Below are 21722 nucleotides of genomic sequence, written 5' to 3'. Positions count from 1 at the left end.
ATGCCTCCCGTTAAAAATCGTTATAAATATAAGCACCTGCGCTTGCGTCGTTGAAGCCATACATAAAGAATAATAAAAGGAGGATAAGCAAGTAATAAAAAAATCTGCCAAACCATTTTATCTTTTGATTGGCAAAGAAAACTTTTAACCTAGCAATCATTGGTGAATCCTCCAATATTGTTGTTTTGATGTAGTTAAAATGAACCATTTTTTTAATCTACTAACTAATCATAAATAGCTTTTAGTCCTGCCTCAATAAATAAAAACTTAATAAATTATTAAATTTTATTAAGAAACTCAAAAGGAATTGGGGGGGACAGGCTGTTGAAAAGTCTGTTGATTTGCGCTCCAGGCGCTTCGCTTTCCGCGGGCGTGCCGGAGAGCCTCCTCGGCGCTAAAGCGCCTGCGGGGTCTCCCCTGCCCCGTACTCCCGCAGGAGTCTTCGCGCCTTTCGCTCCAATCAACAGGTGTATTTAATAAAGACCTTCAACTCACAATGCATGACCCTAATAAAAGATAAAATCGAAGGAATCTAAGAAGGAAATGTCCTTCAAAGACAAATCGACCTTTGAAAATGGTTAAAATGTCTTTAATAAGGACTAAAGACAAAACAGTCCAAGAAAGAAGTGGAAATGTCTTTGGATTGTAAAAAATTGGGTTATTAATGACAAAACAATCTTTGAAAAGGGGTAAAATGTCTTTAGCAAGGTTGGAAAAAGTGTGTGGCGATAATTTAGATTGATTTGCACCCCTGTTGATTGGAGCGGAGGGCACTCGACTCCTGCGGGATAGAGAGGTCACTGGAGACCCCGCAGGCGCTTTAAGCGCCGAGGAGGCTCCAGGACCTCCCCGCGGAAAGCGAGTGCCCGGAGCGGAAATCAACAGGCCCTATAGCAGAGATAATCAATTAATAAAAATTCTGTTCAAAATAAAAAATTGCCGAGAAAAAAATTCTTTCTCGACAATCCGTCCAAATGGTCTTTTTAATTAAGAATGTTTTATAAAATTAGCTCAGATTGAACGTAATGATACAAGAGCTTGGCTGTATTTTCTAGTGACGATTTGTGGGTCCGTTCAAACGCGTGTGATGAATCAATTCCGGGGCCGATTAATCCATGGACAATATCGTGTCCGGAACGGATGGCAGCGGAGGCATCTGACCCATAGTGCGGATAAATATCAAGCTTATATCCAACATTGTTAGCTTCTGCAAGCTGCACCAAATGTTTACGTAAGCCGTAATGATATGGGCCGCTGGAATCCTTCACACATATGGATACCGTGTATTCATCGGTTAACTGTCCGTCTCCCATTGCTCCCATATCCACCGCTAAATATTCCACCGTTTCCGGTGTAATATTGGAATTGCCGCCATAGCCAATTTCCTCATTATTCGAAATTAGGAAATGCGTTGTGTAAGGTAGAAGGATGTTCTCCGTTTTAATTTGTTTAATTAATTGCAGGAGAACAGCCACGCTCGCTTTATCATCCAAGTGGCGAGACTTGATATATCCGCTCGGTGTCACCTCAACGCGCGGGTCAAAGGAAACAAAATCTCCTACTTCAATTCCAAGCGCGCGGACTTCTTCTGCTGTATGTACTTTCTCATCAATTCGAATTTCCATATTCTCCTGATTCCGTTCCGCTTTTCCGGCATCTTTGTAAACGTGGACGGATGTTTGATGCATCAGGATGGTCCCAGTGAATTTCTTGCCGCTCGATGTTTCAATTTGGCAGTATTCACCTTCGATCGAGTTGTACTTAAATCCGCCAATCAGGTCAATTTTCAGTCTGCCATTAGATTTTATTTCCTTTACCATGGCACCGAGTGTATCCACATGCGCGGTCAGCATCCTGTGCTGGCCTTTGTCTTTGCCTTCCAATGTTGCAATAAGGCCGCCTTTACGATTTCTCTTCGTTTCAACCTGCAGTTCAGCAAAGAATTTTTCAACAAAGGTAATCACTTCATTCGTGTTGCCGGATGGGCTTGGAATGGAGACTAACTCTGTTAAAAGCTCCATCGTATTTTCGGTGTTTGGATATGCCACAATTAAGTCCTCCTCTCTAAAATAGCGATCCTTTTTATTATACATCTAAATTTCCATGTTAATAAAAATGCTTCTGGTTTAGATGCAAAAAAAAATCTAATACTAACATCGAGCTAAATAGTATGTTTACTATTGTTAGGAGAGAGATAAATTGGAATTAATCTACCGTACATTTATTGTTTTTCTTGCAGGCTATTTGTATTTGAGGGTGACAGGGAAAAAAGCTGTATCTCAAATGCATACTTTTGATTTACTGTATATCTTTGTCCTAACCAATATTATCAGTACTCCCGTCGAGGTAAATGATTTAGGGAAAGCATTAATTTATGGAGCCATTTTAGTTATTTTATATAAAATTTTAATCCGTTTATCGCTAAATAATAAATTAAGATGGATCATCTATGAAAGTCCTACCGTGTTAATCCGCAATGGTGATATTGATCGGAAAGGGCTGAAGAAGGTTCGGATGCCGATGAATGAATTATTATCGCATTTAAGGGTGCAAGGGTATACGGATACGCAAAATATTGATCTTGCTGTAATGGAGGAAACAGGCAGCATCAGTGTGATACCCAAATCAGATTACCGGCCAATTCAGCCGAATGATTTAAATTTAAAGGTGAAGAAGGAGTATGTCCCAATACCACTAATCATGGACGGCCAAATTATTTATCATAATCTAAAATATCTCCAATTAGAACAAGGCTGGCTGATGAACGAGGTAGAAAAAACAGGTGAAAAAGTGGAGAACATCATATTAGCCACTTATTTAGAAAATGGGAAGTTATTTATTGATAATGATGTAATAAAGGAACATAAGGGGGATCCTTACTATTACAATCCGGGAGAAGATAATTAAATGATATCATATGGAGATTTAAAGAGGGTGTCCCAAAAGATTAAGGACACCCCTTTATTTACTTAAACCATCCTTTTTTCTTAAACCATAAGAACATCCAAAGCCCGACTAGGAACATCAGAAAAAGGACAGCAAAATAACCATATTTCCAATTAAGCTCTGGCATATAATGAAAGTTCATTCCATAGAGGCCGGCAATAAAAGTCAGCGGCATGAAAATGGTTGTGATGACAGTCAAGACCTTCATAACGTGATTTGTCTGGTGGGAGTTGATGGATATATAGCTGTCCCGGATATCCGTCGTTAATTCCCTGTTTGCTTCAATCATTTCCGTTAGTTTCAACAAATGGTCATGAATATCGGAAAAGTAAACCATTTTCCCTTGCATTTCCGTCATCCGCTGCGAATTTAACATTCGATAGATTAGGTCGCGCATCGGTGTAATCGTATGTCGTAACGATAGAAGCTGATGCCGAGTATCAAACAAATCCTCCAGCAAAACCTCCATCGATCTTCCTGTTGAATTCTCATCAATCTCACTTAAGCGGTCTTCAATCTTATAAACGGGCGGGAAATAATTGTCGACCATTTTATCGATAATATTGTAAAGCACATGGGAGGGGTCCCATTTTTGAATGTGTGGAGATTGAATTAGCCGGTTCCAGACCTCGTTTATTTCCATTGAGGGACTTTGATGAAACGTAACAACATAGTTCTCACTAAGAAAGAAATTCACCTCTTCTTTTGAAATAGTCTCCTGATTTAAGGATTGAGTAACAAAAAAGGTATAGTTTTCGTAATAATCGAGTTTCGGCCTTTGTAAATGATGAATACAATCTTCAATTGCTAGTGGATGGAAGGATAGGGGCTCCCTTAGGAATTCAATTTCCTCTTCAGTCGGCTGATTAAAATCAATCCAGTACCACTTATAATTCCCTTTCACCAAGTGAATGATATCCACGTCTTTAACGATTTCCTTATTGTTTTTAATAGCAACGGTTCTAATCATAATGACTCCTTAAAAAACGCACAAATGTTTAAAAAACTACTACGATCATACCACTAAAGATAACGAAAAACCATAAAGTATCCCACCATAAATACCCTCTCTTTTTAGAATAAAATACCAGTCAATGTGGGACAGTAACGTACAAAGCAGTTGTTAAAGAGGGAGACATATGCCGACTACTAAAGTGGAATCCATCAAAAAAAGCATAATGAACAAAATTCAAAAAGCGGAAGATGTAGTATTTAAAGAAAACTTCACGAAAGAAAAATATCTTGAAACCTATTATATAAAATCAATAAGTGATGAACAGGTTTTAGGCAAATATGTTCTTAAACCTTTTTTTGAAATTCAAGGCGCTGAGTTATTTCTGGATTATCTTCAATCTCATCCCAAAATATCAACGTTCAAAACCGAAGCACAAACGGTCGAAAGCCTGCTTAGGGGAGAGGCAGTCCTTTTTTATCAAGACTATATTTTTTTATTTGACTGCAAGGTTGACCGTAATAATGCCGTTCAAGATACCACGGTAGAAACGACGATTCAAGGACCGCAATCAGGGTTTAGCGAAAGCTTGCCGACAAATCTGGGACTGATCCGGCATCGTTATCCAGAAGCAACACTGAAAGTTGAATCCTCACAAGTGGGAGCCATTTCCAAAACCAAGGTGATGCTTCTTTATGACACTAGATTTGCTGATATGGACACATTAGGACGCATCAAAGAATTTTTGGCGAATGTCAAAATTAATATGTTTCAAACAGGAGAACAGCTGCTTGACAGCATCAAAAAAAGTAATCGTTCCCTGTTTCCGGTCATGCTTGTGACAGAAAGACCGGACCGGGTCGCCATAAACTTGTCAACAGGAAAAATAATTTTATTAATCCACGGTTCGCCATTTGCAGTTGTATTGCCGACTTCAATGAAGGATTTTATGGCTTCAATGGCTGATATTTATCAAACCTATTGGGTTGGGAGATTCCTGCAAACATTGCGTTATATCGGCCTGTTTGTCAGCATAGTTTTACCGGGGCTGTATGTGGCGACAACTAGTTATAACCCGGAGATATATCGGGTGCAATTGGCCTTATCGATTGCTGGGAGTCGAAATCTTGTTCCGTATCCTTCATTTGTCGAAGTATTGCTGATGCTGTTTATGATGGAAATGTTGACAGAGGCCAGCATACGGCTGCCAAAGGCAATTGGGCCGACAGCGACAACCGTAGGCGGTTTAATTTTGGGACAGGCAGCAACAGAGGCAGGGCTAGTGAGTAATATTATGATTATTATTGTATCGACTGTAGCCATTTCCAACTTTGTTGTCCCTATTAACGCCTTCAGTTTTTCAGTAAGAATTGTGAAATATATCGTTTTGGGACTCGCCACTGTGTTCGGGCTGGTCGGTGTGGGTATCGGGTTTTTGTTGTTTATTGCGTACATGGTTAAGCTTGACAGTTTTGGCCAGCCATTTCTTACATTAATTCAAACGAAGCCAAATAAAAAATAACTTAGTATAGGGGGGAGGGGATTGAACCGATATTTTTTCTATTTAATATTAACCAATATGTTAATTAACGTAATCATTTTTGTACCGAAAATCTTAATCGAATACCGGTATGAAGGGGCGGTAATGGGAATGTTGATTGCCATTCCGATTGGTTTTACCCTTGCCTGCCTATATAGTAAGGCAATCACGAAATTCCCAGGGCAAGGCCTCCCTGAAATCGCTGATAAATTTTTTAAGCACAGGTGGTTAACAATTCTCCATTTTGGCAGCATTCAGCTCGCCGTATTTTCTGCTGGGCTCATAACACTGGTTGGTTTTATTGATGTCTTAACCCGTTTTATCAACCCGGAAATGCCAAGATTATTACTGCTGTCGATTTATTTAATCGCTATTATATTTATTATTCAGCTTCCTACCGAAAGGGTTATGTATATTTTAGAAATTGTCCTGTTTATGAATACACCGTTAATCGGTTTCATCGTTTTTAAAGCCTTCACCAGTGATTATATTAGCTGGGATTCAATTCTTGAGGTTGGCACTCATCTGTTCGATCGGCCAAGCCTTAAAGCCATTGCTGCAGCTTCTTACGTTTTTAGCGGTTATGCCAATCTTGTTATTTTTAATCGAGTAATTAAAGAAAAACTTAAAGTTTGGAACTTTGTCATTATCTTCTTTATGGGTATTTTCAATTTGTTTACTACCTTTTTTATTCCAATTGGGTTTCATGGATCCGACGGTGCCCAGGAATATCTATACCCTTGGATTTCGACGTCAGATTCCCTGCGCCTCGTTTACAGTCCGATAGAGCGAGTCATTTTTATATTTTTATTGTTTTATATGAGTATCACACTTATGAGTATCTCGATACATTGGCATAGCGCATTTGAATTATTTAAGGGGACGTTCAGGAAAAAGGAAAACAAAAAGATGAAATGGATTGTCCTTTCAGCCTATTCTGGGTGCGCAGTAATTGCGGTCATGTTCCTTGAAACAATCCTTTTAAATCAGATTACGGTCTATTGGATGATTGCCCGATTAGGAGTTGAAGTAGTCATTGTGATTTCTTTTAGCTTATGGGCAAGGAGGCAGTTAGCATGAAAAGCGCTGTAAATTGGTCTGTTGCAGCTATCATTGTCATCGGTTCTTTACTTTTGACCGGGTGCGGTTTCAAGGATATCGATAAGCGCCTGTTTGTCGTCAGCATTGGGGTCGATCTTGCCAAGAACAGTTCAAAAAAATATGATGTCCACCTAAAACTTGCCGTACCTAGCGGGTCAAAACAACAGCCAAACGAATTCACGATTGTATCGGAACAAGCTGACTCGATGTCGGATGCTGTTCGCATTATTAAAACAAAAGTGGATAAGGAAATCGATTTTAGTCACGCCAAGATGATTTTGATTGGTGAGGAGTTGGCAAAACAAAAGGGTAACGCGGGGATATACTATTGGCTGGCAAGAAGAAGAGATATTCAATTGATTGCCTGGGTGGTTGTTGCTAAACCAACTGCGCTTGATGTGCTAAAGGTCAAACCGAAATCAGAACAAATTCCGTCCAATTCCTTATTTCTTGCCATGGGGAAAGACGGCTCGGAAACACCGTATATTCTGCCCGATTTCCTGTTTGATTTTAAAATGAGGCTGATTGAACGGGGGTTGGACCCGATGCTGCCGATTGTGGAAGCTAAAAAGGAATTATTTGAAATTAAAACCACCAGTCTCTTTAATAAAAATCATATGAAACTCACCCTTAATCCTGAGGAAACAAAAGCCCTTAACTTCCTATTGAATAAGGAGCAAAAATCGGCGATATGGGCAAGAAAGGGCAAAACCAGGTTTTTTATAGATACGCAGAAAATAAGGTCGAAGTATAAAATTTATACGCCAAAAGGGAAACCGCCATATATAAAATTTGATATAAAAATAAAAGGGATAGTGGAGGAGACCAGTAGAAAAATTCCCAATACCAGATTAGCCAAATATGAAAAGGAGGTAGAAAAGGAAACAAACAAATTTGTAAAAAACGTTTTAGTAAAAATCCAGAAGTCGGGCATTGACCCGATTGGCTTTGGACTGCGCTACCGATCCCGCCATTTTAATGAAAATGATTGGGAAGAATGGCAGAAGATTTATCCAAAGATAGTCTTTAAGGTAGATACGAAGGTTAAAATTACGGATACAGGATTAATAGAATGAAGAAAAGGCCTTTCCTTCTAAGGAAGGCCCTTTTAAAATTGCTTCAAACAACTGGTGCAGTTTCCTTATTTCGCATCGCTTGCGGGATATAAACACAGAATGGCTCACTTTCTAAATAATTTCCAGTAACGGCATATGTTCTTGAGCGGGAACCGCCGCAGATTTTATTGTATTCGCATATGCCACATTTTCCTTTATAATTGTCAGGCTGGCGCAGCTCTTTAAATACTTTTGCCTCACGATAAATCTTTGCCAATGGCTCTTCGCGAACATTCCCGCCGACAATCGGCAGCAGTCCGCTTGGCATCACATCGCCAATATGAGAAACGAATGCAAACCCATTACCGTCGTTGACGCCTTTTGGCGCCCGCTTCAGCCCGTCATGCATCGAGGCGAAATCGGTTGTAATCGAATCCTCGTAGCGAATTTCCCCTTTGTCAATCAAATGATCACGTGTTTTCTGCTGGAGGACAACGCGGCGATAATGCTGGGCAGCCGTTGTTTTGATATCATATGGCGCTGTTTTGCTCAATTCATAAAGCCAACGGAAAACCTTCTCATGCTCAACAGGTGAAATGCAGGCATCCAGTTGTCCTCTTCCTGTAGGAACAAGCAGGAAGATATACCACATGACAGCACCAAGTTCTCCGACAAGCTCGGCCATTCGCTCTAGATGGTCGTAATTATATCGTGAGATAACCGTGTTAATTTGCAGCGGCATATGTAATTCATTTAAGTATTTTATTTTCTCAATAGTTAATTCAAAGGAACCAGGAGTGCCCCTAAAATGGTCATGAATTTCCGGGGTCGGCCCATCAAGGCTGAAGCCCCAGCGCGAAAGGCCGACTTCTTTGGCGCGCTTCATTTTCTCGATGGTGACATTTGGTGTTGCACTCGGTGTCATCGAAACGCGCATGCCTTTTTTGATAGCATAGTCAGCCAGCTCAAACAAATCTTCTCTCATCATACAATCCCCACCGGTGAACACAAGCATCGGGTTGTCCATTTCATAGATTTGATCAATGAGATTGATTCCTTCTTCGTGAGTCAGCTCCCGCGGGTCTGGTGTTAGCTGTGCATCTGCCCGGCAATGTACACATTTTAGTTGGCAGGCCCTGGTAACCTCCCAAATGACGATAAATGGGTTTTGATCATAATCGATTGTTTTTCCTCCACCATGTGGGTGACCTTGCTCCATCCCTTGAAGATGTCCCTTACTAAATCCTTGCATTTTCATCACCATGTTTCATAGATATTTTTGTAACCTTGAAAATGTTCTATAGGTTCATTATAAAATTGTTGTCTTCTAGTGCATGGGTGTTTTGTTACAATATTTCTACATTACTAGTAATGTCTTTTAACTATTACAATTTTGTTACATTGATGTCACAAGTAATTATATGAGAATAGAAAAAATGTAATAAAATCAAGGATTGAATGTGATTTAGAGTATTTATTATTTGTTATATTAGGCCTGTTTATTTCCAATTGTGTAGAAGAATTCCATGTAAACCATATCTTTGGCATTTTATCCAACTTAACTATTCGATAACATGTAAATAAAATATCTTGAAGGAGTGCAACAGGAATGAAAAAACAGCTACTGACAGCCGTCTCGGCAGCCGGCATCTTCTTATCCTCTTATGCGGGAGCGGCAAGCGCCCACGAAATGACCTACACGGTTCAATCTGGTGATACTCTTTGGAGAATTTCGCACACCAATAATCTATCAGTTACGGATTTAAAAACATGGAATAACCTCACTAGCGATACCATCTACGCAAATCAAAAACTATCATTAATTGCTCCTCATTCTCATGAATACACAGTTCAAAAAGGAGACACTCTTTACCGTATTGGCGTCAACAACAATGTTTCAGTTGCCCAGCTTAAATCTATCAATAATTTAACTTCTGACACTATTTATGTAGGACAAGTCCTAAAGCTTTGGATTCCGGAATCAGCAGCAGCTCCGACACCTACACCAGCTCCGGCACCAGCACCTGCGCCAACAGTTTCAAAAGCACAATTGGTAGTCGATGAGGCGAAAAAATTGATTGGAGCTCCGTATTTATGGGGTGGAAATTCGCCTGCGGGATTTGATTGCAGTGGGTTTACGAAATACGTGTTTGATAAAGTAGGAATATCCATTCCGCGAACGGCTGCGACACAGTGGTCCGGATTAACTTCTATCACAAGTCCTAAACCCGGCGATTTAGTGTTTTATGAAACATATGCCCCAGGTCCAACACATGTAGGCATTTACATTGGGGACAATAAATTCATTAATGCAGGATCAAAAGGGGTCACCATCAGCGATATGAGCCTTACCTACTGGAAATCTCGCTACCTAGGTGCGCGAACAGCATTTTAATAAAGACAGAAAAGACCTTTTCGCAATCGGTAAAGGTCTTTTCTTTTTCCAAAAAATTAGAAAGTATTAGTTTATGAAACTATATTTTGCCATTATACTATACATAAAAAAATACCCGGCCAAGAAAGGCCGGGCAAAAACAAATATCTATTAAAAGGGGGCGGAGGTTGAATGGTTCAATATCGAACCTGTTACTATCATAATGGTTAAATATGAAAAAACTATGAATGAAAAATTAATAGATTAAGAAACCTTCTCAGGAGGAGAAAATTCGATGAAAGATTATCATTGCTGCGCAACCTGCCTGCATTTTAAAGCTGAGAAAAAAGCGGGAGGAATGCTTTATTATTGCAAACGCTTGGGATATGAGACAAAATCCAGCTATAAATTCAATTGCTGGAGTCCAAGGGATGAAATTAAAAAGCTGATGGAAAAGAAATAAAGGAACAAAGCCCAAAGAAGCCTTGTTCCTTTTCTTCACACTTGTTTAAAATTTCCGAATCGTAATGATTGCCTAGAAAACCATACACTCATTAAAAAGCTGATGGTTCCGAGAATAATCATAATACCGCCAACGATTTTCATTTTTTCAGGTGATGCTTCAGCGCCAAATATCATGCCAAGAATGATGGTGGAAAAAATCGAACCTAGATAACGGCAGGTTTGAAACAATCCGGAAGTAGTCCCGATAATCGCTTTTGGACTTTCCTTTAACATCGCCACTTGAAGCACAACATTGCCAATACCATAGCTTAGCCCCATAATCGATAACAGGATCCCAATCACAATAATGGAGGCGCCAACAAAAAAGAATGTAAAGGCGCAGGCCCCGATAATTGATAACAATGCTCCTGCCATAATCGGCTGATACACACCTGATTTATCTGCCCACTTCCCTGCAAACGTTGAAATGATAATGCTGACTCCCGACATAAACAGCATAATCATGCCGCTTTTCTCTACGCCAAGTCCCATTGCCTCCTGAAAATAGGCAGGCAGACCGAAAAATAAACAATAAAAAAAGATATTTAACAAAATGAACTGTACGTAAACCAAAGTTAGTTGAGGATTGGTTTTAAAAATACGAATATCTATAAATGGTTCTTTAACCTTTAATTCTCTCCAAGCAAATAAAGCAAAAAAGAGTAAGCCGCCAATCCCTGCTGAAAAATGGACACTTTTTTCAAAGGAAAGCAAGAACCACAAAAATAATACCATTCCTGCAGCAAAAAATCCCATTCCCCAAAAATCAAGGTGGGAAAATAACCTTTTAACCGTTTCCTTATCCTTTTTCACATCCTTAGGAAACATGTACCAGCCAAGCATGAAACTAAGGAAAACAAAAGGCAGGTTCACCCAAAAAATTGCCGGCCAACCTCCCCAGACAATTAAAAAGCCGCCGATCGTCGGCCCGAGCGCAACCATTGCCGAGGCGAAAATTGACAAAACAGCGAGGGCAGATGCTTGCCGCTCTTTAATATGCTCCCTGATTAACGCCATCCCTGAAGGATAAATCGCACTGCTGCCAATCGATTGAACTAATCTCATTACCACTAGTAATAGGAAGGTCGTAGAGAAAGGAGCGCCAATGGCGGAAAGGGCAACAAGGACTAAGCCAAACAAAAAGGTGTTTTTTCTCCCGAAGATATCTCCAATTTTTCCTGTTACCGGCTGTGCTACAGCACTCGATAAATAGAAGGCGGTAATTAACCAGGAAACGGTTGAAAAGGATAGTTGGAAGTCCTTCTGAATGCTATGTAACGCTAGCGCGATCATCGATGAATTTAGGGGATTCAGCATGGTTCCCGAGGCAACGCCTGTTATAAACAATGCACGTGTTTGTTTCAAGTCGAATCATTCCCATATTTTTGTTTTAGCATTTCCTTAACCCATTGTCTCTAGCCGTTAAATAATGAATTTTCATTCTAGGAATAGCCTACCCGGCCATATAAATAGAGTAGGACTTTACGTGTTGAAGCGGGGGAGAGTCATGGAGGATTTTTTTCAAACGATCAATGCACTTAACCATCCTGGAAAAAAAGCGATGGCAACTATTGTTGATGTAAAGGGATCTGCCTATAAAAGAGAAGGCTCTTCGATGATTTTTATCGACGACGGATCCCAGATCGGGATGGTAAGTGCCGGCTGTGTGGAAGCTGATTTAGCGGAGTGGGCAAAAAAAGTGCTTGAAAGCGAAGAGCCCCAGCTTGTCCGGTACGATTTGACTGCGGAGGATGACATCGGCTGGGGAAAGGGCTGCAACGGAACCATTGATATTTTACTTGAGCCGATTAACAGGAAGTTAGAAGAAGATATGAAATTGGTAAAAAAATTACTCGATAACAATATCAAGGTGGCAGGGTTTAAGAGCTTGGACCCTTTGGGGGAGTATGTTTTTGTACCTGAAAAAGGTGAAGTATTTGGCTGTTGGGGAGGTTCATTTCCAATTATTAATTTTGCCTCCAAGAGTGGGCTGCTGACAGATGGCATCATTTTTCAACACATCTATCAGCCAAAGCCAAGGTTAATCGTTTTTGGAGCGGGGCCGGATGCAAAACCGCTCGTTTCTTTGGCAGCAGAAACCGGTTTTTCAGTTATGGTGTGCGATTGGCGGGAAGCGCTTTGTCAGGAACAAAACTTTCCTGCAGCAAACGAGCTTTTAATAGGGTTCCCCGGGGAGCTTTTACGGAAAATCTCTTTTTCATTCTATGATTTTGTCGTGATTATGACGCATCATTTTCAAAGGGATCAGGAAATTCTCTGGCCGCTGCTAGATGAGAATATTAGATTCTTAGGGGTTCTTGGAACTAGAGAGAGAACTGCAAGACTCCTAAATGGAGAAAAGATTCCGGAATGGGTTCATTCACCGGTCGGATTGTCAATCGGGGCGAAGGGTTCCGCTGAAATTGCCATTAGTATCATTGCGGAAATGATTGAGGCATGGCGAAAACCGGTCAGTGAAAAAGGAGAGCACTTATGGACCATACCTGATTAGCCGGATTTACCGGACACGGAAAAAGAAAGATAGAGAGTTGGGGAGGGACCTGAGTTGGAGGTTGTTGGTAAAAGTGTCATTCGCAAGGAAGCATTCGATAAAGTGACGGGCCGGGCCAGATACACACATGACTATCAAACCAGCGGAATGCTGTCAGCAAAAATGGTCATCAGCCCATATGGCCATGCCAAAATTGTCAGCATTGATACCTCGAAGGCCAGGCAGGTCCCGGGCGTCAGGGCGATTATTGCAGGAAAACGCTATCCGTTAACAGGTGAAGCCATTCGCGACCGGCCGCCAATTGCCGTCGATAAGGTTAGGTATCACGGCGAACCAGTTGCCCTCGTTGTGGCAGATACTCCTGGGCAGGCGAAAACGGCTGCTGATTTGATTCATGTTCAATATGAACCATTGCCTGTCGTTAATTCGCCTACCCAAGCGTTTAGAAGGGATGCGCCCTTGGTCCATGAACGGTTAGGTGAATACAAAAAGGAAGAGGATTCCCATCCAGTGCCTGGGACCAATATTGCCACTCATATCAAAATTCGAAAGGGGAATATGGAGAAGGGGTGGTCGGAAAGCGAGGTTGTGGTGGAGGCGAGTTTCTCATTTGCCCCATCTGATCACGCGGCGATGGAAACGAGGTGTTCGACAGCAGAAATTTTGCCTGATGGACAAATTATTATTATGACCTCTTCACAGGCGCCCTTTATGGCAAAACGGTTAATTGCCGATTACTTTGGGGAGGACATGGGGAAAATTATTGTTCATACCCCGTTTGTTGGTGGTGCCTATGGCGGGAAGGCATCTGTACAGCTTGAGGTGCTTGCCTACATTGCCTCAAAGGAAGTAGGCGGAAAACCAGTTAAGCTTTTAAATACAAGAGAAGAAGATATACTTACATCCCCGTGCCATATCGGCCTAGATGCCACTGTAAAATTGGGCGCTGACCGCAACGGGAAACTTAAGGCTGCCGAGATTCAATACTTATGGGATGGGGGCGCATATTCCGATAAAGCGATTGATGTAACGAGGTCTGGGGCGGTAGATTGTACCGGGCCCTATAAGCTTGAAAATGTCTGGTGCGATTCCTATTGTATGTATACAAACCACCCCTATGCTGCACCATTCAGGGGCTTCAGCCATTCAGAGCTTTCCTTTGCAATCGAGCGGACCATGGATATCCTCGCCGGGAAATTAAACATGGATCCGCTGGAGCTCAGGCATATTAACGCCATACAGCCAGGGGATACAACGCCGACAAGGGTTCTTTTGAATCGAAGCAATATCGGGGACCTGAGAAAATGTATTGAGAAATTAAGAGAACTGTTCAATTGGAATGAAGGACCCGTAAAAGAAATAAATGAGCGGTATGTAAGAGTAAAAGGGATAAGCTGCAGCTGGAAAACATCAACGATAGACCCTGATGCACCTTCGGGGGTAATTTTGACGTTTAACCGCGACGGGAGCATCAATTTGATGTCGGGTGTGATTGAAATTGGCACTGGGACGAAAACAGTTCTCGCGCAGATTCTTGCTGAACGGTTGAAAATGGATGTTGACAAAATTCATGTGCGGATGGAGGTGGATACGCAGACAACACCTGAACATTGGAAAACGGTGGCCAGCCGTGGTACCTATATGGGCGGCCGGGCGGTACTCGAGGCGGCAGAAGATGTTATTCGTCAGTTAACAGAGATCGCAGCCTGCGTGTTAAGGGCGCCGATCCAAGATTTAGAGGTGGGCGGAAGCCGGGTATATTTACGCGATGATCCTGCGATCGGACTGCATTTCAAAGATATTGGCTACGGCTATCAGTATCCAAATGGGAACGCCATTGGCGGGCAAATTATTGGCAAGGGCAATATTGTATTAAGGCATCTTAGCCATTTAGATCCTGAGACCGGCGCCGGAAAACCAGGGCCGGAATGGACGCCTGCGGCTTATGGTGTTGAAATTGAATTTGACCGCCGGGATTATACCTACAGACTGGTTAAGGCCTGTACGGTTGTCGATATAGGGAAAGTAATGAATGAGAAAGCAGCCCTCGGCCAGGTAATGGGAGCGATGAGCATGGGACTCGCTTTTGCCGGCAGAGAAACCTTTTATTTTGATGAGCTTGGCAGAGTTCTAAATCCTCAGTTGCGTACGTATCGACCCCTTCGCTACGGCGAAAACCCTGAGTTTTTAGTTGGCTTTGTAGAAACTCCTGCCCTTGATTCCGCATACGGTGCCCGTGGTGTCGGGGAGCATGGGCTGATGGGGATGCCAGGAGCACTCGGAAATGCATTGTCACTGGCGGCAGGAGTATCCTTTCACCACTTGCCGCTCATTCCAGAATTAGTATGGAAGGCAAAGGAGGCAGCAAGAAATGCTTCCATTTGATTTTGATTATTACAGGCCGCAATCGCTCAGTGAAGCTGTTGAATTATACCAATACGTGGCACAGCAAGGAAAGAAGCCGATGTTTTTTTCCGGTGGAACTGAGCTGATTACACTTGGAAGAATTGATTTGGCTCATGCCGATGCTGTTATTGATATTAAGGGGATAGCAGAAGGTAGAGTTATGGAGATGGATGGGGAATACTTGGTTTTAGGAAGTACCCTGTCTTTAACAAATATCGAAGAGGCAAACCCTTTCCCGCTCTTAACAAAGACCTCAAGTGAAATTGCCGATCACACCGCCCGCGGAAAAATAACAGTGGGAGGCAATATATGCGGACAAATTTTTTATCGGGAGGCTGTACTGCCGTTTTTATTATCAGATAGCCAGGTAGTTCTTGTTGGTCCTAAAGGTGTGAAAACCGCCTTTATTCATGATGTTTTTAACCAGGAACTTCAGTTGGAAAAAGGAGAATTTCTCGTTCAATTAGCCACTGAAAGAAGGTTTGTTGAGGCACCTTCTATCAGCATAAAACGGCGTCAACAGTGGGACACAGGCTATCCGCTAATTACCATTGCGGCTCTCAAAATCGATAGGGAAATCCGCGTCGCCATTAGCGGACTCTGCCCGTTTCCATTCCGTTCGAGGGAAGTGGAGGAAGTATTAAACAGGCAGGGAGTGACGGGAGAAGCAAGAGTTGAAAGAGCACTTACTGTTTTGCCTCGGCCCATTTTAAATGATATTGAAGGGTCCACTGAATACCGCCTATTTGTATTAAAAAATTTGTTTATTGATGTCCTTCGATCTTTGGATGGAATGACAGTGTAAAAGGGGGAAGCATTTAATGAGCCTGCACACTTTTCCATTGAATGTTAATGGAGATAAGCGGATGGTGACCGCCAGATTTGCGGACACCCTTTTATTTGTACTGCGCGGAAGACTTGGACTGACAGGCGCTAAACCAGGCTGTTTAAATGGTGATTGTGGGGCATGTTCGGTAAATGTGGATGGCTGGCCGATGAAATCATGCTTGATGCTGGCTGTTGAGGCCATTGGAAAAGAGGTAACGACAATTGAAGGGTTAAAGGATACACCTATCCAAAAAGCCTTTGTCGAAAATTTTGCCTTTCAATGCGGATATTGTACACCAGGCTTTATCATGAACTGCCATGCGCTAATTAAACAGCATCCAGATGCGGGTGATGATACGATCAAGGAATGGCTTGAATCAAATATTTGTCGGTGCACCGGTTATGCTGAAATTGAGAAGGCAGTAAAAAGTGTATTGGAGAAAAAATAAGAGGGTGCTTAAGGGCACCCTCTACCCTTATCGGTTTTTCAATTGGAAGTAGGCATCCAAAACCCTTCGGCCAATTTTTAAATTAGCCTTGTTATCATCATCTCCTTGAAACGCCCATGGAACTACAACAGCCATCGCCACCTCAGGATTAGTACTTGGAGCGTAGCTGACAAGACTTAGATTCATAACTGATGGAGGAATCTCTCCAAAGCGGCTTCTTAATGGCCCATCATAAAAGGCTTCCGCAGTACCGGTTTTTCCGGCAGGTGCATAAGGAGCACCTTCGAAAAATTTAAAAGCCGTACCACCCGGTTCTTGCATGACTTTGCGAAAGCCCGTCTGTACTCGGTTCAACCACTCCTTTTTGGCATCAATTGTATTTAAAACGACAGGAGAAATTTCCTGTGCCACGGAACCCAGCACCTCCGTTCCCGAAGCAGGCCGGCGAATTTCCTTCACGACATGTGGTTGCATCCGATAGCCGCCATTTGCGATGGTCGAAACATATTGGGCAAGCTGCATAGCTGAGTAGGTATCATACTGCCCGATGACCAGATCGAGCAAATACCCTGGTAGCCTGCTCATTCCTTTAAATCCAGTTTGCTCATTTGGCAAATCAATACCCGTTCTTGTCCCAAGACCAAATGAAGCGAAGGAGTTTCTGATGGTTTCAAACGCTTGCAGATTTTTTAGATTTAATGGTTTATCGTATTCATAATGCGCGTTTCCAATTCTTAACGCTGTATGAAACATATAAACATTCGAGGACTTTTTTAACGCCTCAATTTCATTTAATCTGCCTAAATAGGCATAAGACTTTTTAAGCGGAGTGTCTTTAATTTTAATTCCGGCATCATCAAATACTGTTCCCGGTGAAATCGCTCCCGTTTTATATCCGGTTAAGACAGTTGCCCCTTTCACCGTGGATCCGACATTATATGTAGTTGTAAACGTGCCAAGGGCATCATCCTCCATAACTTTTCTCCCAGAAGAATCCTTGACGATTTTTTTTCCTGACATGGCCAATATTTCGCCTGTAAAGGGGTCCATTAAAACAACATAAGCCCTGTCAGTTAAGGCAGTACCCGGCATTTTTTTGGCAGCCCAGAGTTCTTCTTCGATAATCTGGTCAATCGCTTTTTGCAGGTCCATGTCAATGGTTAAGACAAGGTCTTTCCCTTTTTGGCCGTCTGAAACAGGCTGCGATTCAATGACCCTTCCGGCTTTATCGGTTACATTTTTTACTTTTGTTTTATATCCCCTTAGTACTTCCTCATACTGCAGTTCCAGTTGGCTTTTGCCAACCCGGTCATTGCGGCTGTATCCTCTTGCTAAAAAATAATCCAATTGATCGGCCGGGAGTCCTTCATCTGAATTGGTGACCTTGCCAAGGACAGACCTAAGAGTGTATTCGAAAGGGTAGGACCGCTCCCAATCGGTGGTCGTATCTACACCAGGAAGGGACTCAAGATTTTCGCTGACAACGGCGTATTCCTCATCACTGACATTTTCATTTTTAACAAGCTGTGAAGTGAATTTATACCCGCTCGTAAATTCTCGGAATATGGCGGCTGCCTCTAGTTCCTCTTCGGATAAATTCAAATCAGAGTCACTTGCGCGTTCCAGTTTTAATTTATATAAATCCTGATCCGTTAATTTTTTTGCTGCAAACAATTCCTTTTCTTTTCTGGTGATTTTTGCTTCTGCTTGCATTGGATTTTTTATAATCCAATAATCCTTTTTATTTTTGTCGGTTAGCTTATCTGTTTTTTTATCGATTAGTTTTCCTAATTTCTCAGCTGTTTCAAGCATTTCTGTTAGGGTAAATCCTTCGTTGCTGAAGGTAATGGCGCTTTTAGGGATATTATCCACGATAACTCGGTCATTGCGGTCAAACATTTTTCCTCTTGGGACAGGGTTACTGACTGTAATTCCTTCTTTCCGTTCCAAATCCCTCTTGAAATTTTCTCCATAGACAATCTGAACAAAGCCAAGCCTTAGGATAAGGATGGAAAATAATAAAAACACACTGAAAAAAAGGAAATTTAAACGAAAGGGAAAGTGGGATTTTTTCTTTTTTTCCTTCTCCAATTAGCTTTCACTTCCTTTTTTCTATGAATTGTTAATTAATAAGCTTCGGAAGTATTTAACAATGTTTGTATTTTCCACCCATTTGTAAAATTTATACAGACATAAAAACGAGGAGAAAAGAAATAAAATTCATTTTGAAAGTGCTTTCAAAATTTTTCCCTAATGACCAGTTATCCTTTATAATAAATAGGGATGAACTAGCAGCTTTTTCATCCATTGGAAAATAGATACAGGGAGGGGCTAATATGGAACAGAAGGTATTGGATCCGAAGTTACAAGAGTCATTGGAGAAATTTAAGGCATTAGATGAAAAAATAACGCATTACTCAAGTATTATCGGTTTGGCTGACTGGGACCAGAAGGTGATGGCGCCGAAAAAAGGGAGACACGTTTTTGCAAAGGCAGCCGGCACATTAAGGACAGAGGTCTTTAAATTATCGGTTTCTCCGGAAATGGGTGAACTGCTTACTACTTTAACACTTCCTGCGAATTCTGCAGTCTTAGATGAAGCAACAAAAGCGAAGGTAAGAGAATATAAGACTTTTTATGAAAAATCCAAAAGCATTCCCGCTGACATGTTCCAGGACTATTCCGTGCTGACAGGACAGGCAAATGATGCTTGGGAGGAGGCAAGAGCAAATAACGATTTTGAGCGTTTCCTACCGTATCTGGAAAAGATTGTGGAGTACAAGCGAAAGTTCGCTGAAATCTATGGCTATGAGGACCATCCATATGATGCTTTGCTAGATGAATTTGAACCTGGTTTAACCGTAAAAATACTGGATCCGCTGTTTGCAAAGCTAAGAGAATCCAGTGTACGGTTATTAAATCGGATTCAAAAAAATGGTAAAGGAACAAAGTCGGAAATTTTCAGCCAGGCTTTTGAAGTTGAAAAGCAGAAAAAATTTAATCGCTATATCCTGCCAATCATTGGTTTTGATATGGAGGCCGGAAGATTGGATGAGACTGTACATCCGTTTGCACAAACAGTGAATATCGGGGACGTACGTTTGACAACACGTTATTTGGAGCAAAATGTGCGCTCTGCTTTATTTGGCACGATCCACGAAGCGGGTCATGGCATTTACGAACAGCATATTAATCCGAAATATGAGGAATCTGTACTTCAAAGCGGTGCCTCGTTTGGGATTCATGAATCTCAATCAAGATTTTTAGAAAACATGGTCGGCCGTAGTAAAGAATTTTGGAATTATTTCTATCCAAAGCTTAAGGAAACATTCCCAGGGCAGCTTGCAAATGTGTCTGTTGATGAGTTTTATCGGGCGGTTAACACAGTTGAGCCATCGTTCATCCGTGTTGAGGCAGATGAACTGACCTATAATTTGCATATTATGGTCCGCTATGAAATCGAAAAGGCTCTAATCGCTGGTGAAATCGAAGCAAAGAATCTCCCAGTCATTTGGAATCAAAAGATGCAGGATTACCTGGGAGTAACTCCGAGGACCGATACAGTGGGAGTTCTCCAAGATGTGCACTGGTCTTTTGGGGGCATTGGTTATTTCCCATCTTATTCGTTAGGGAACCTTTATGCTGCGCAAATTCTCAAGAAGATTCAAAACGATTTGCCAGAATTTTATCAACTTATTGAAAATGGCCGGTTCGATTGTCTGCAAGACTGGTTAAAGGCAAATATTCATCAATATGGGAAGCTTTATACACCGAATGAATTAATTGTCAAGGTAACAGGAGAAGAATTAAATGCTGATTACCTGGTGGATTACCTTGAGAAAAAATACTCCGAAGTTTACGAACTGTAAAAACTTTACCAATCATAAAAACTAATGTTGACATCTTTTTAAAAGTTTAATAAAGTATAAGTAATAAAATATTTCCTTTTTAAAGGGGAGTAGCTGCTACAATAAAGTCGTCATTCCGAGAATTTATTCTCCGGCTTTATTGGCAACCTGGACGTTGTTAGCAAGACCTTTACTTTACTGTAAAGTCTTTTTATATGCTTTTTTAGGCCTTTACTGTATTCGGTAAAGGCCTTTTTATTTGGCAAAAGGGTATTTTGTGAACCAAAACCTTTTAAAGGAGGAATTGTATAGTGGATTTATCTCTATTGTTGGAGTACGGCTGGGTTTTAATTATTTTGGTGGCATTAGAAGGTTTACTAGCGGCGGATAATGCTTTGGTATTGGCGATTATGGTAAAACATCTCCCAGAGGAAGAACGAAAAAAGGCATTATTTTACGGGTTGGCTGGTGCATTTATCTTCCGTTTTGCTTCTCTTTTTGCCATTTCCTTCCTAGTGGATGTATGGCAGGTTCAAGCCATTGGTGCCCTTTATTTATTATTTATGGCCGGCAATCACATTTTCCGTAAAGTAGTAAAAAGAAAAGCTGAAGGAAAAGAGAAAAAGGAAATAGGTAAAAAAAGTGGGTTTTGGACCACCGTGTTTAAGGTGGAATTGGCGGATATTGCTTTTGCTGTTGATTCTATTCTTGCAGCTGTTGCCATGGCTGTCGTTCTTCCCAATACGCCGCTTCCGAATATTGGCGGACTAGATGGAGGAAAGTTCTTGGTCATCTTCGCCGGCGGAATTATCGGTCTAGTGATTATGCGTTTTGCAGCTAATATGTTTGTTAAGCTTCTCGAAAGACGCCCAGGCCTTGAAATTGCCGCATTTGCGATTGTTGGCTGGGTGGGTGTAAAACTGGCAGTCTATACACTTTCCCATCCTGAACTAGCAATATTAAATGAAGATTTTGCCCACTCAACCGAGTGGAAGGTAAGTTTTTACCTTGTTTTAGTTGGAATTGCAGGAGCCGGATGGCTCTTCTCAAAGGATAAAGTATTAAAAACGTCAGAAAAAGAAGTATCATAATGAAATCATAAAAAGGGGGGCTGTTTCAATACGGAACAGCCTCTTCTATGTTTTTGAAATTAATTTTGTTAAAATATGTTATGATATAATATTGACATAGTAACGTAACCTAACAG

Annotated in this window: 18 protein-coding genes; 12 read left to right on the top strand and 6 right to left on the bottom strand. The window is 41.4% G+C overall.

Translation table 11 applies throughout. The features are described 5' to 3' along the window. Positions 1–10 precede the first annotated feature (10 nt). Positions 11–160: a teichoic acid D-Ala incorporation-associated protein DltX gene (gene dltX, locus KHA99_RS03275; RefSeq protein ID WP_213115989.1), complete on the bottom strand. Its 150-nt coding sequence runs from the start codon at positions 158–160 to the stop codon at positions 11–13. Positions 161–998: 838 nt separating this feature from the next. Next, positions 999–2048: a M42 family metallopeptidase gene (locus KHA99_RS03270; RefSeq protein WP_307851971.1), complete on the bottom strand. Its 1050-nt coding sequence runs from the start codon at positions 2046–2048 to the stop codon at positions 999–1001. A 151-nt stretch (positions 2049–2199) separates the two neighbouring features. Between KHA99_RS03270 and KHA99_RS03265 the strand changes: the two genes are divergently transcribed. Beyond that, positions 2200–2907 (top strand): DUF421 domain-containing protein, encoded by a 708-nt coding sequence (locus KHA99_RS03265; RefSeq protein WP_249366411.1) that lies wholly within the window; start codon positions 2200–2202, stop codon positions 2905–2907. A 58-nt stretch (positions 2908–2965) separates the two neighbouring features. Here the strand turns inward: KHA99_RS03265 and corA are convergent, their stop codons facing one another. Next, a complete protein-coding gene (gene corA / locus KHA99_RS03260) occupies positions 2966–3916 on the bottom strand; it encodes a magnesium/cobalt transporter CorA (protein WP_213115987.1) in 951 nt (316 codons plus the stop codon). A gap of 169 nt (positions 3917–4085) precedes the next feature. On the opposite strand from corA, the gene KHA99_RS03255 reads away from it, so the two are divergent. Genes KHA99_RS03255 through KHA99_RS03245 form a run of 3 tightly spaced genes read left to right on the top strand, consistent with a single transcriptional unit; the run spans position 4086 to position 7615 of the window. After that, positions 4086–5420 (top strand): spore germination protein, encoded by a 1335-nt coding sequence (locus KHA99_RS03255; protein WP_213115986.1) that lies wholly within the window; start codon positions 4086–4088, stop codon positions 5418–5420. A 21-nt stretch (positions 5421–5441) separates the two neighbouring features. After that, the gene (locus tag KHA99_RS03250; RefSeq protein ID WP_213115985.1) at positions 5442–6518 is read left to right on the top strand and encodes an SLC5/6 family protein; all 1077 of its coding nucleotides are present in this window, start codon (positions 5442–5444) and stop codon (positions 6516–6518) included. Continuing rightward, positions 6515–7615 carry a Ger(x)C family spore germination protein gene (locus KHA99_RS03245; protein WP_213115984.1) on the top strand — a complete coding sequence of 367 codons (1101 nt, stop codon included), beginning with the start codon at positions 6515–6517 and terminating at the stop codon, positions 7613–7615. The genes KHA99_RS03250 and KHA99_RS03245 overlap by 4 nt, the downstream gene beginning before the upstream one ends. A 43-nt stretch (positions 7616–7658) precedes the next feature. On the opposite strand, the gene KHA99_RS03240 is transcribed toward KHA99_RS03245, so the two are convergent. Then, on the bottom strand, positions 7659–8846 hold the full coding sequence (locus tag KHA99_RS03240; RefSeq protein WP_249366410.1) for a TIGR04053 family radical SAM/SPASM domain-containing protein: 1188 nt from the start codon (positions 8844–8846) through the stop codon (positions 7659–7661). Positions 8847–9203: 357 nt separating this feature from the next. Here KHA99_RS03240 and KHA99_RS03235 point away from each other — a divergent pair, with 357 nt between their 5' ends. After that, complete coding sequence (locus KHA99_RS03235) at positions 9204–9989, top strand: C40 family peptidase (RefSeq protein WP_213115983.1); 786 nt, start codon at positions 9204–9206, stop codon at positions 9987–9989. Positions 9990–10263: 274 nt separating this feature from the next. Then, complete coding sequence (locus tag KHA99_RS03230; protein WP_213115982.1) at positions 10264–10431, top strand: hypothetical protein; 168 nt, start codon at positions 10264–10266, stop codon at positions 10429–10431. A gap of 35 nt (positions 10432–10466) precedes the next feature. On the opposite strand, the gene KHA99_RS03225 is transcribed toward KHA99_RS03230, so the two are convergent. Then, complete coding sequence (locus KHA99_RS03225) at positions 10467–11789, bottom strand: MFS transporter (protein ID WP_213116884.1); 1323 nt, start codon at positions 11787–11789, stop codon at positions 10467–10469. A 190-nt stretch (positions 11790–11979) separates the two neighbouring features. Here KHA99_RS03225 and KHA99_RS03220 point away from each other — a divergent pair, with 190 nt between their 5' ends. From KHA99_RS03220 to KHA99_RS03205, 4 genes are read left to right on the top strand one after another with little or no spacing between them, the layout of a single operon-like run. Then, a complete protein-coding gene (locus KHA99_RS03220) occupies positions 11980–12984 on the top strand; it encodes an XdhC family protein (protein WP_249366409.1) in 1005 nt (334 codons plus the stop codon). Between the two features lie 54 nt (positions 12985–13038). Further along, positions 13039–15369 (top strand): xanthine dehydrogenase family protein molybdopterin-binding subunit, encoded by a 2331-nt coding sequence (locus tag KHA99_RS03215; RefSeq protein ID WP_213115981.1) that lies wholly within the window; start codon positions 13039–13041, stop codon positions 15367–15369. Next, positions 15356–16195 carry an FAD binding domain-containing protein gene (locus tag KHA99_RS03210; RefSeq protein ID WP_213115980.1) on the top strand — a complete coding sequence of 280 codons (840 nt, stop codon included), beginning with the start codon at positions 15356–15358 and terminating at the stop codon, positions 16193–16195. Before KHA99_RS03215 ends, KHA99_RS03210 begins: the two co-directional genes overlap by 14 nt. Before the next feature lie 16 nt (positions 16196–16211). Continuing rightward, complete coding sequence (locus KHA99_RS03205) at positions 16212–16667, top strand: (2Fe-2S)-binding protein (RefSeq protein ID WP_213115979.1); 456 nt, start codon at positions 16212–16214, stop codon at positions 16665–16667. A gap of 27 nt (positions 16668–16694) precedes the next feature. Here KHA99_RS03205 and KHA99_RS03200 read toward each other — a convergent pair whose 3' ends face one another. Next, a complete protein-coding gene (locus KHA99_RS03200) occupies positions 16695–18758 on the bottom strand; it encodes a peptidoglycan D,D-transpeptidase FtsI family protein (protein ID WP_213115978.1) in 2064 nt (687 codons plus the stop codon). Between the two features lie 245 nt (positions 18759–19003). On the opposite strand from KHA99_RS03200, the gene KHA99_RS03195 reads away from it, so the two are divergent. Together KHA99_RS03195 and KHA99_RS03190 are read left to right on the top strand one after the other, a co-directional pair. Next, positions 19004–20536 carry a carboxypeptidase M32 gene (locus KHA99_RS03195; protein WP_213115977.1) on the top strand — a complete coding sequence of 511 codons (1533 nt, stop codon included), beginning with the start codon at positions 19004–19006 and terminating at the stop codon, positions 20534–20536. A 290-nt stretch (positions 20537–20826) separates the two neighbouring features. Then, positions 20827–21606 (top strand): TerC family protein, encoded by a 780-nt coding sequence (locus KHA99_RS03190; protein WP_213115976.1) that lies wholly within the window; start codon positions 20827–20829, stop codon positions 21604–21606. Positions 21607–21722 lie beyond the last annotated feature (116 nt).

The organism is Neobacillus rhizophilus (assembly GCF_018343535.1).
Taxonomy (GTDB): Bacteria; Bacillota; Bacilli; order Bacillales; family Cytobacillaceae; genus Neobacillus; species Neobacillus rhizophilus.
Note: the sequence above shows the minus strand (reverse complement) of the source record. Positions and strands in the feature narration are given on the sequence as shown.

Coding starts and splice junctions, on each gene's coding strand:
- dltX (WP_213115989.1), bottom strand. CDS start 160: ATGATTGCTAGGTTAAAAGTTTTCTTTGCCAATCAAAAGATAAAATGG.
- corA (WP_213115987.1), bottom strand. CDS start 3,916: ATGATTAGAACCGTTGCTATTAAAAACAATAAGGAAATCGTTAAAGAC.
- KHA99_RS03255 (WP_213115986.1), top strand. CDS start 4,086: ATGCCGACTACTAAAGTGGAATCCATCAAAAAAAGCATAATGAACAAA.
- KHA99_RS03245 (WP_213115984.1), top strand. CDS start 6,515: ATGAAAAGCGCTGTAAATTGGTCTGTTGCAGCTATCATTGTCATCGGT.
- KHA99_RS03240 (WP_249366410.1), bottom strand. CDS start 8,846: ATGCAAGGATTTAGTAAGGGACATCTTCAAGGGATGGAGCAAGGTCAC.
- KHA99_RS03235 (WP_213115983.1), top strand. CDS start 9,204: ATGAAAAAACAGCTACTGACAGCCGTCTCGGCAGCCGGCATCTTCTTA.
- KHA99_RS03230 (WP_213115982.1), top strand. CDS start 10,264: ATGAAAGATTATCATTGCTGCGCAACCTGCCTGCATTTTAAAGCTGAG.
- KHA99_RS03225 (WP_213116884.1), bottom strand. CDS start 11,789: ATGCTGAATCCCCTAAATTCATCGATGATCGCGCTAGCGTTACATAGC.
- KHA99_RS03220 (WP_249366409.1), top strand. CDS start 11,980: ATGGAGGATTTTTTTCAAACGATCAATGCACTTAACCATCCTGGAAAA.
- KHA99_RS03210 (WP_213115980.1), top strand. CDS start 15,356: ATGCTTCCATTTGATTTTGATTATTACAGGCCGCAATCGCTCAGTGAA.
- KHA99_RS03205 (WP_213115979.1), top strand. CDS start 16,212: ATGAGCCTGCACACTTTTCCATTGAATGTTAATGGAGATAAGCGGATG.
- KHA99_RS03195 (WP_213115977.1), top strand. CDS start 19,004: ATGGAACAGAAGGTATTGGATCCGAAGTTACAAGAGTCATTGGAGAAA.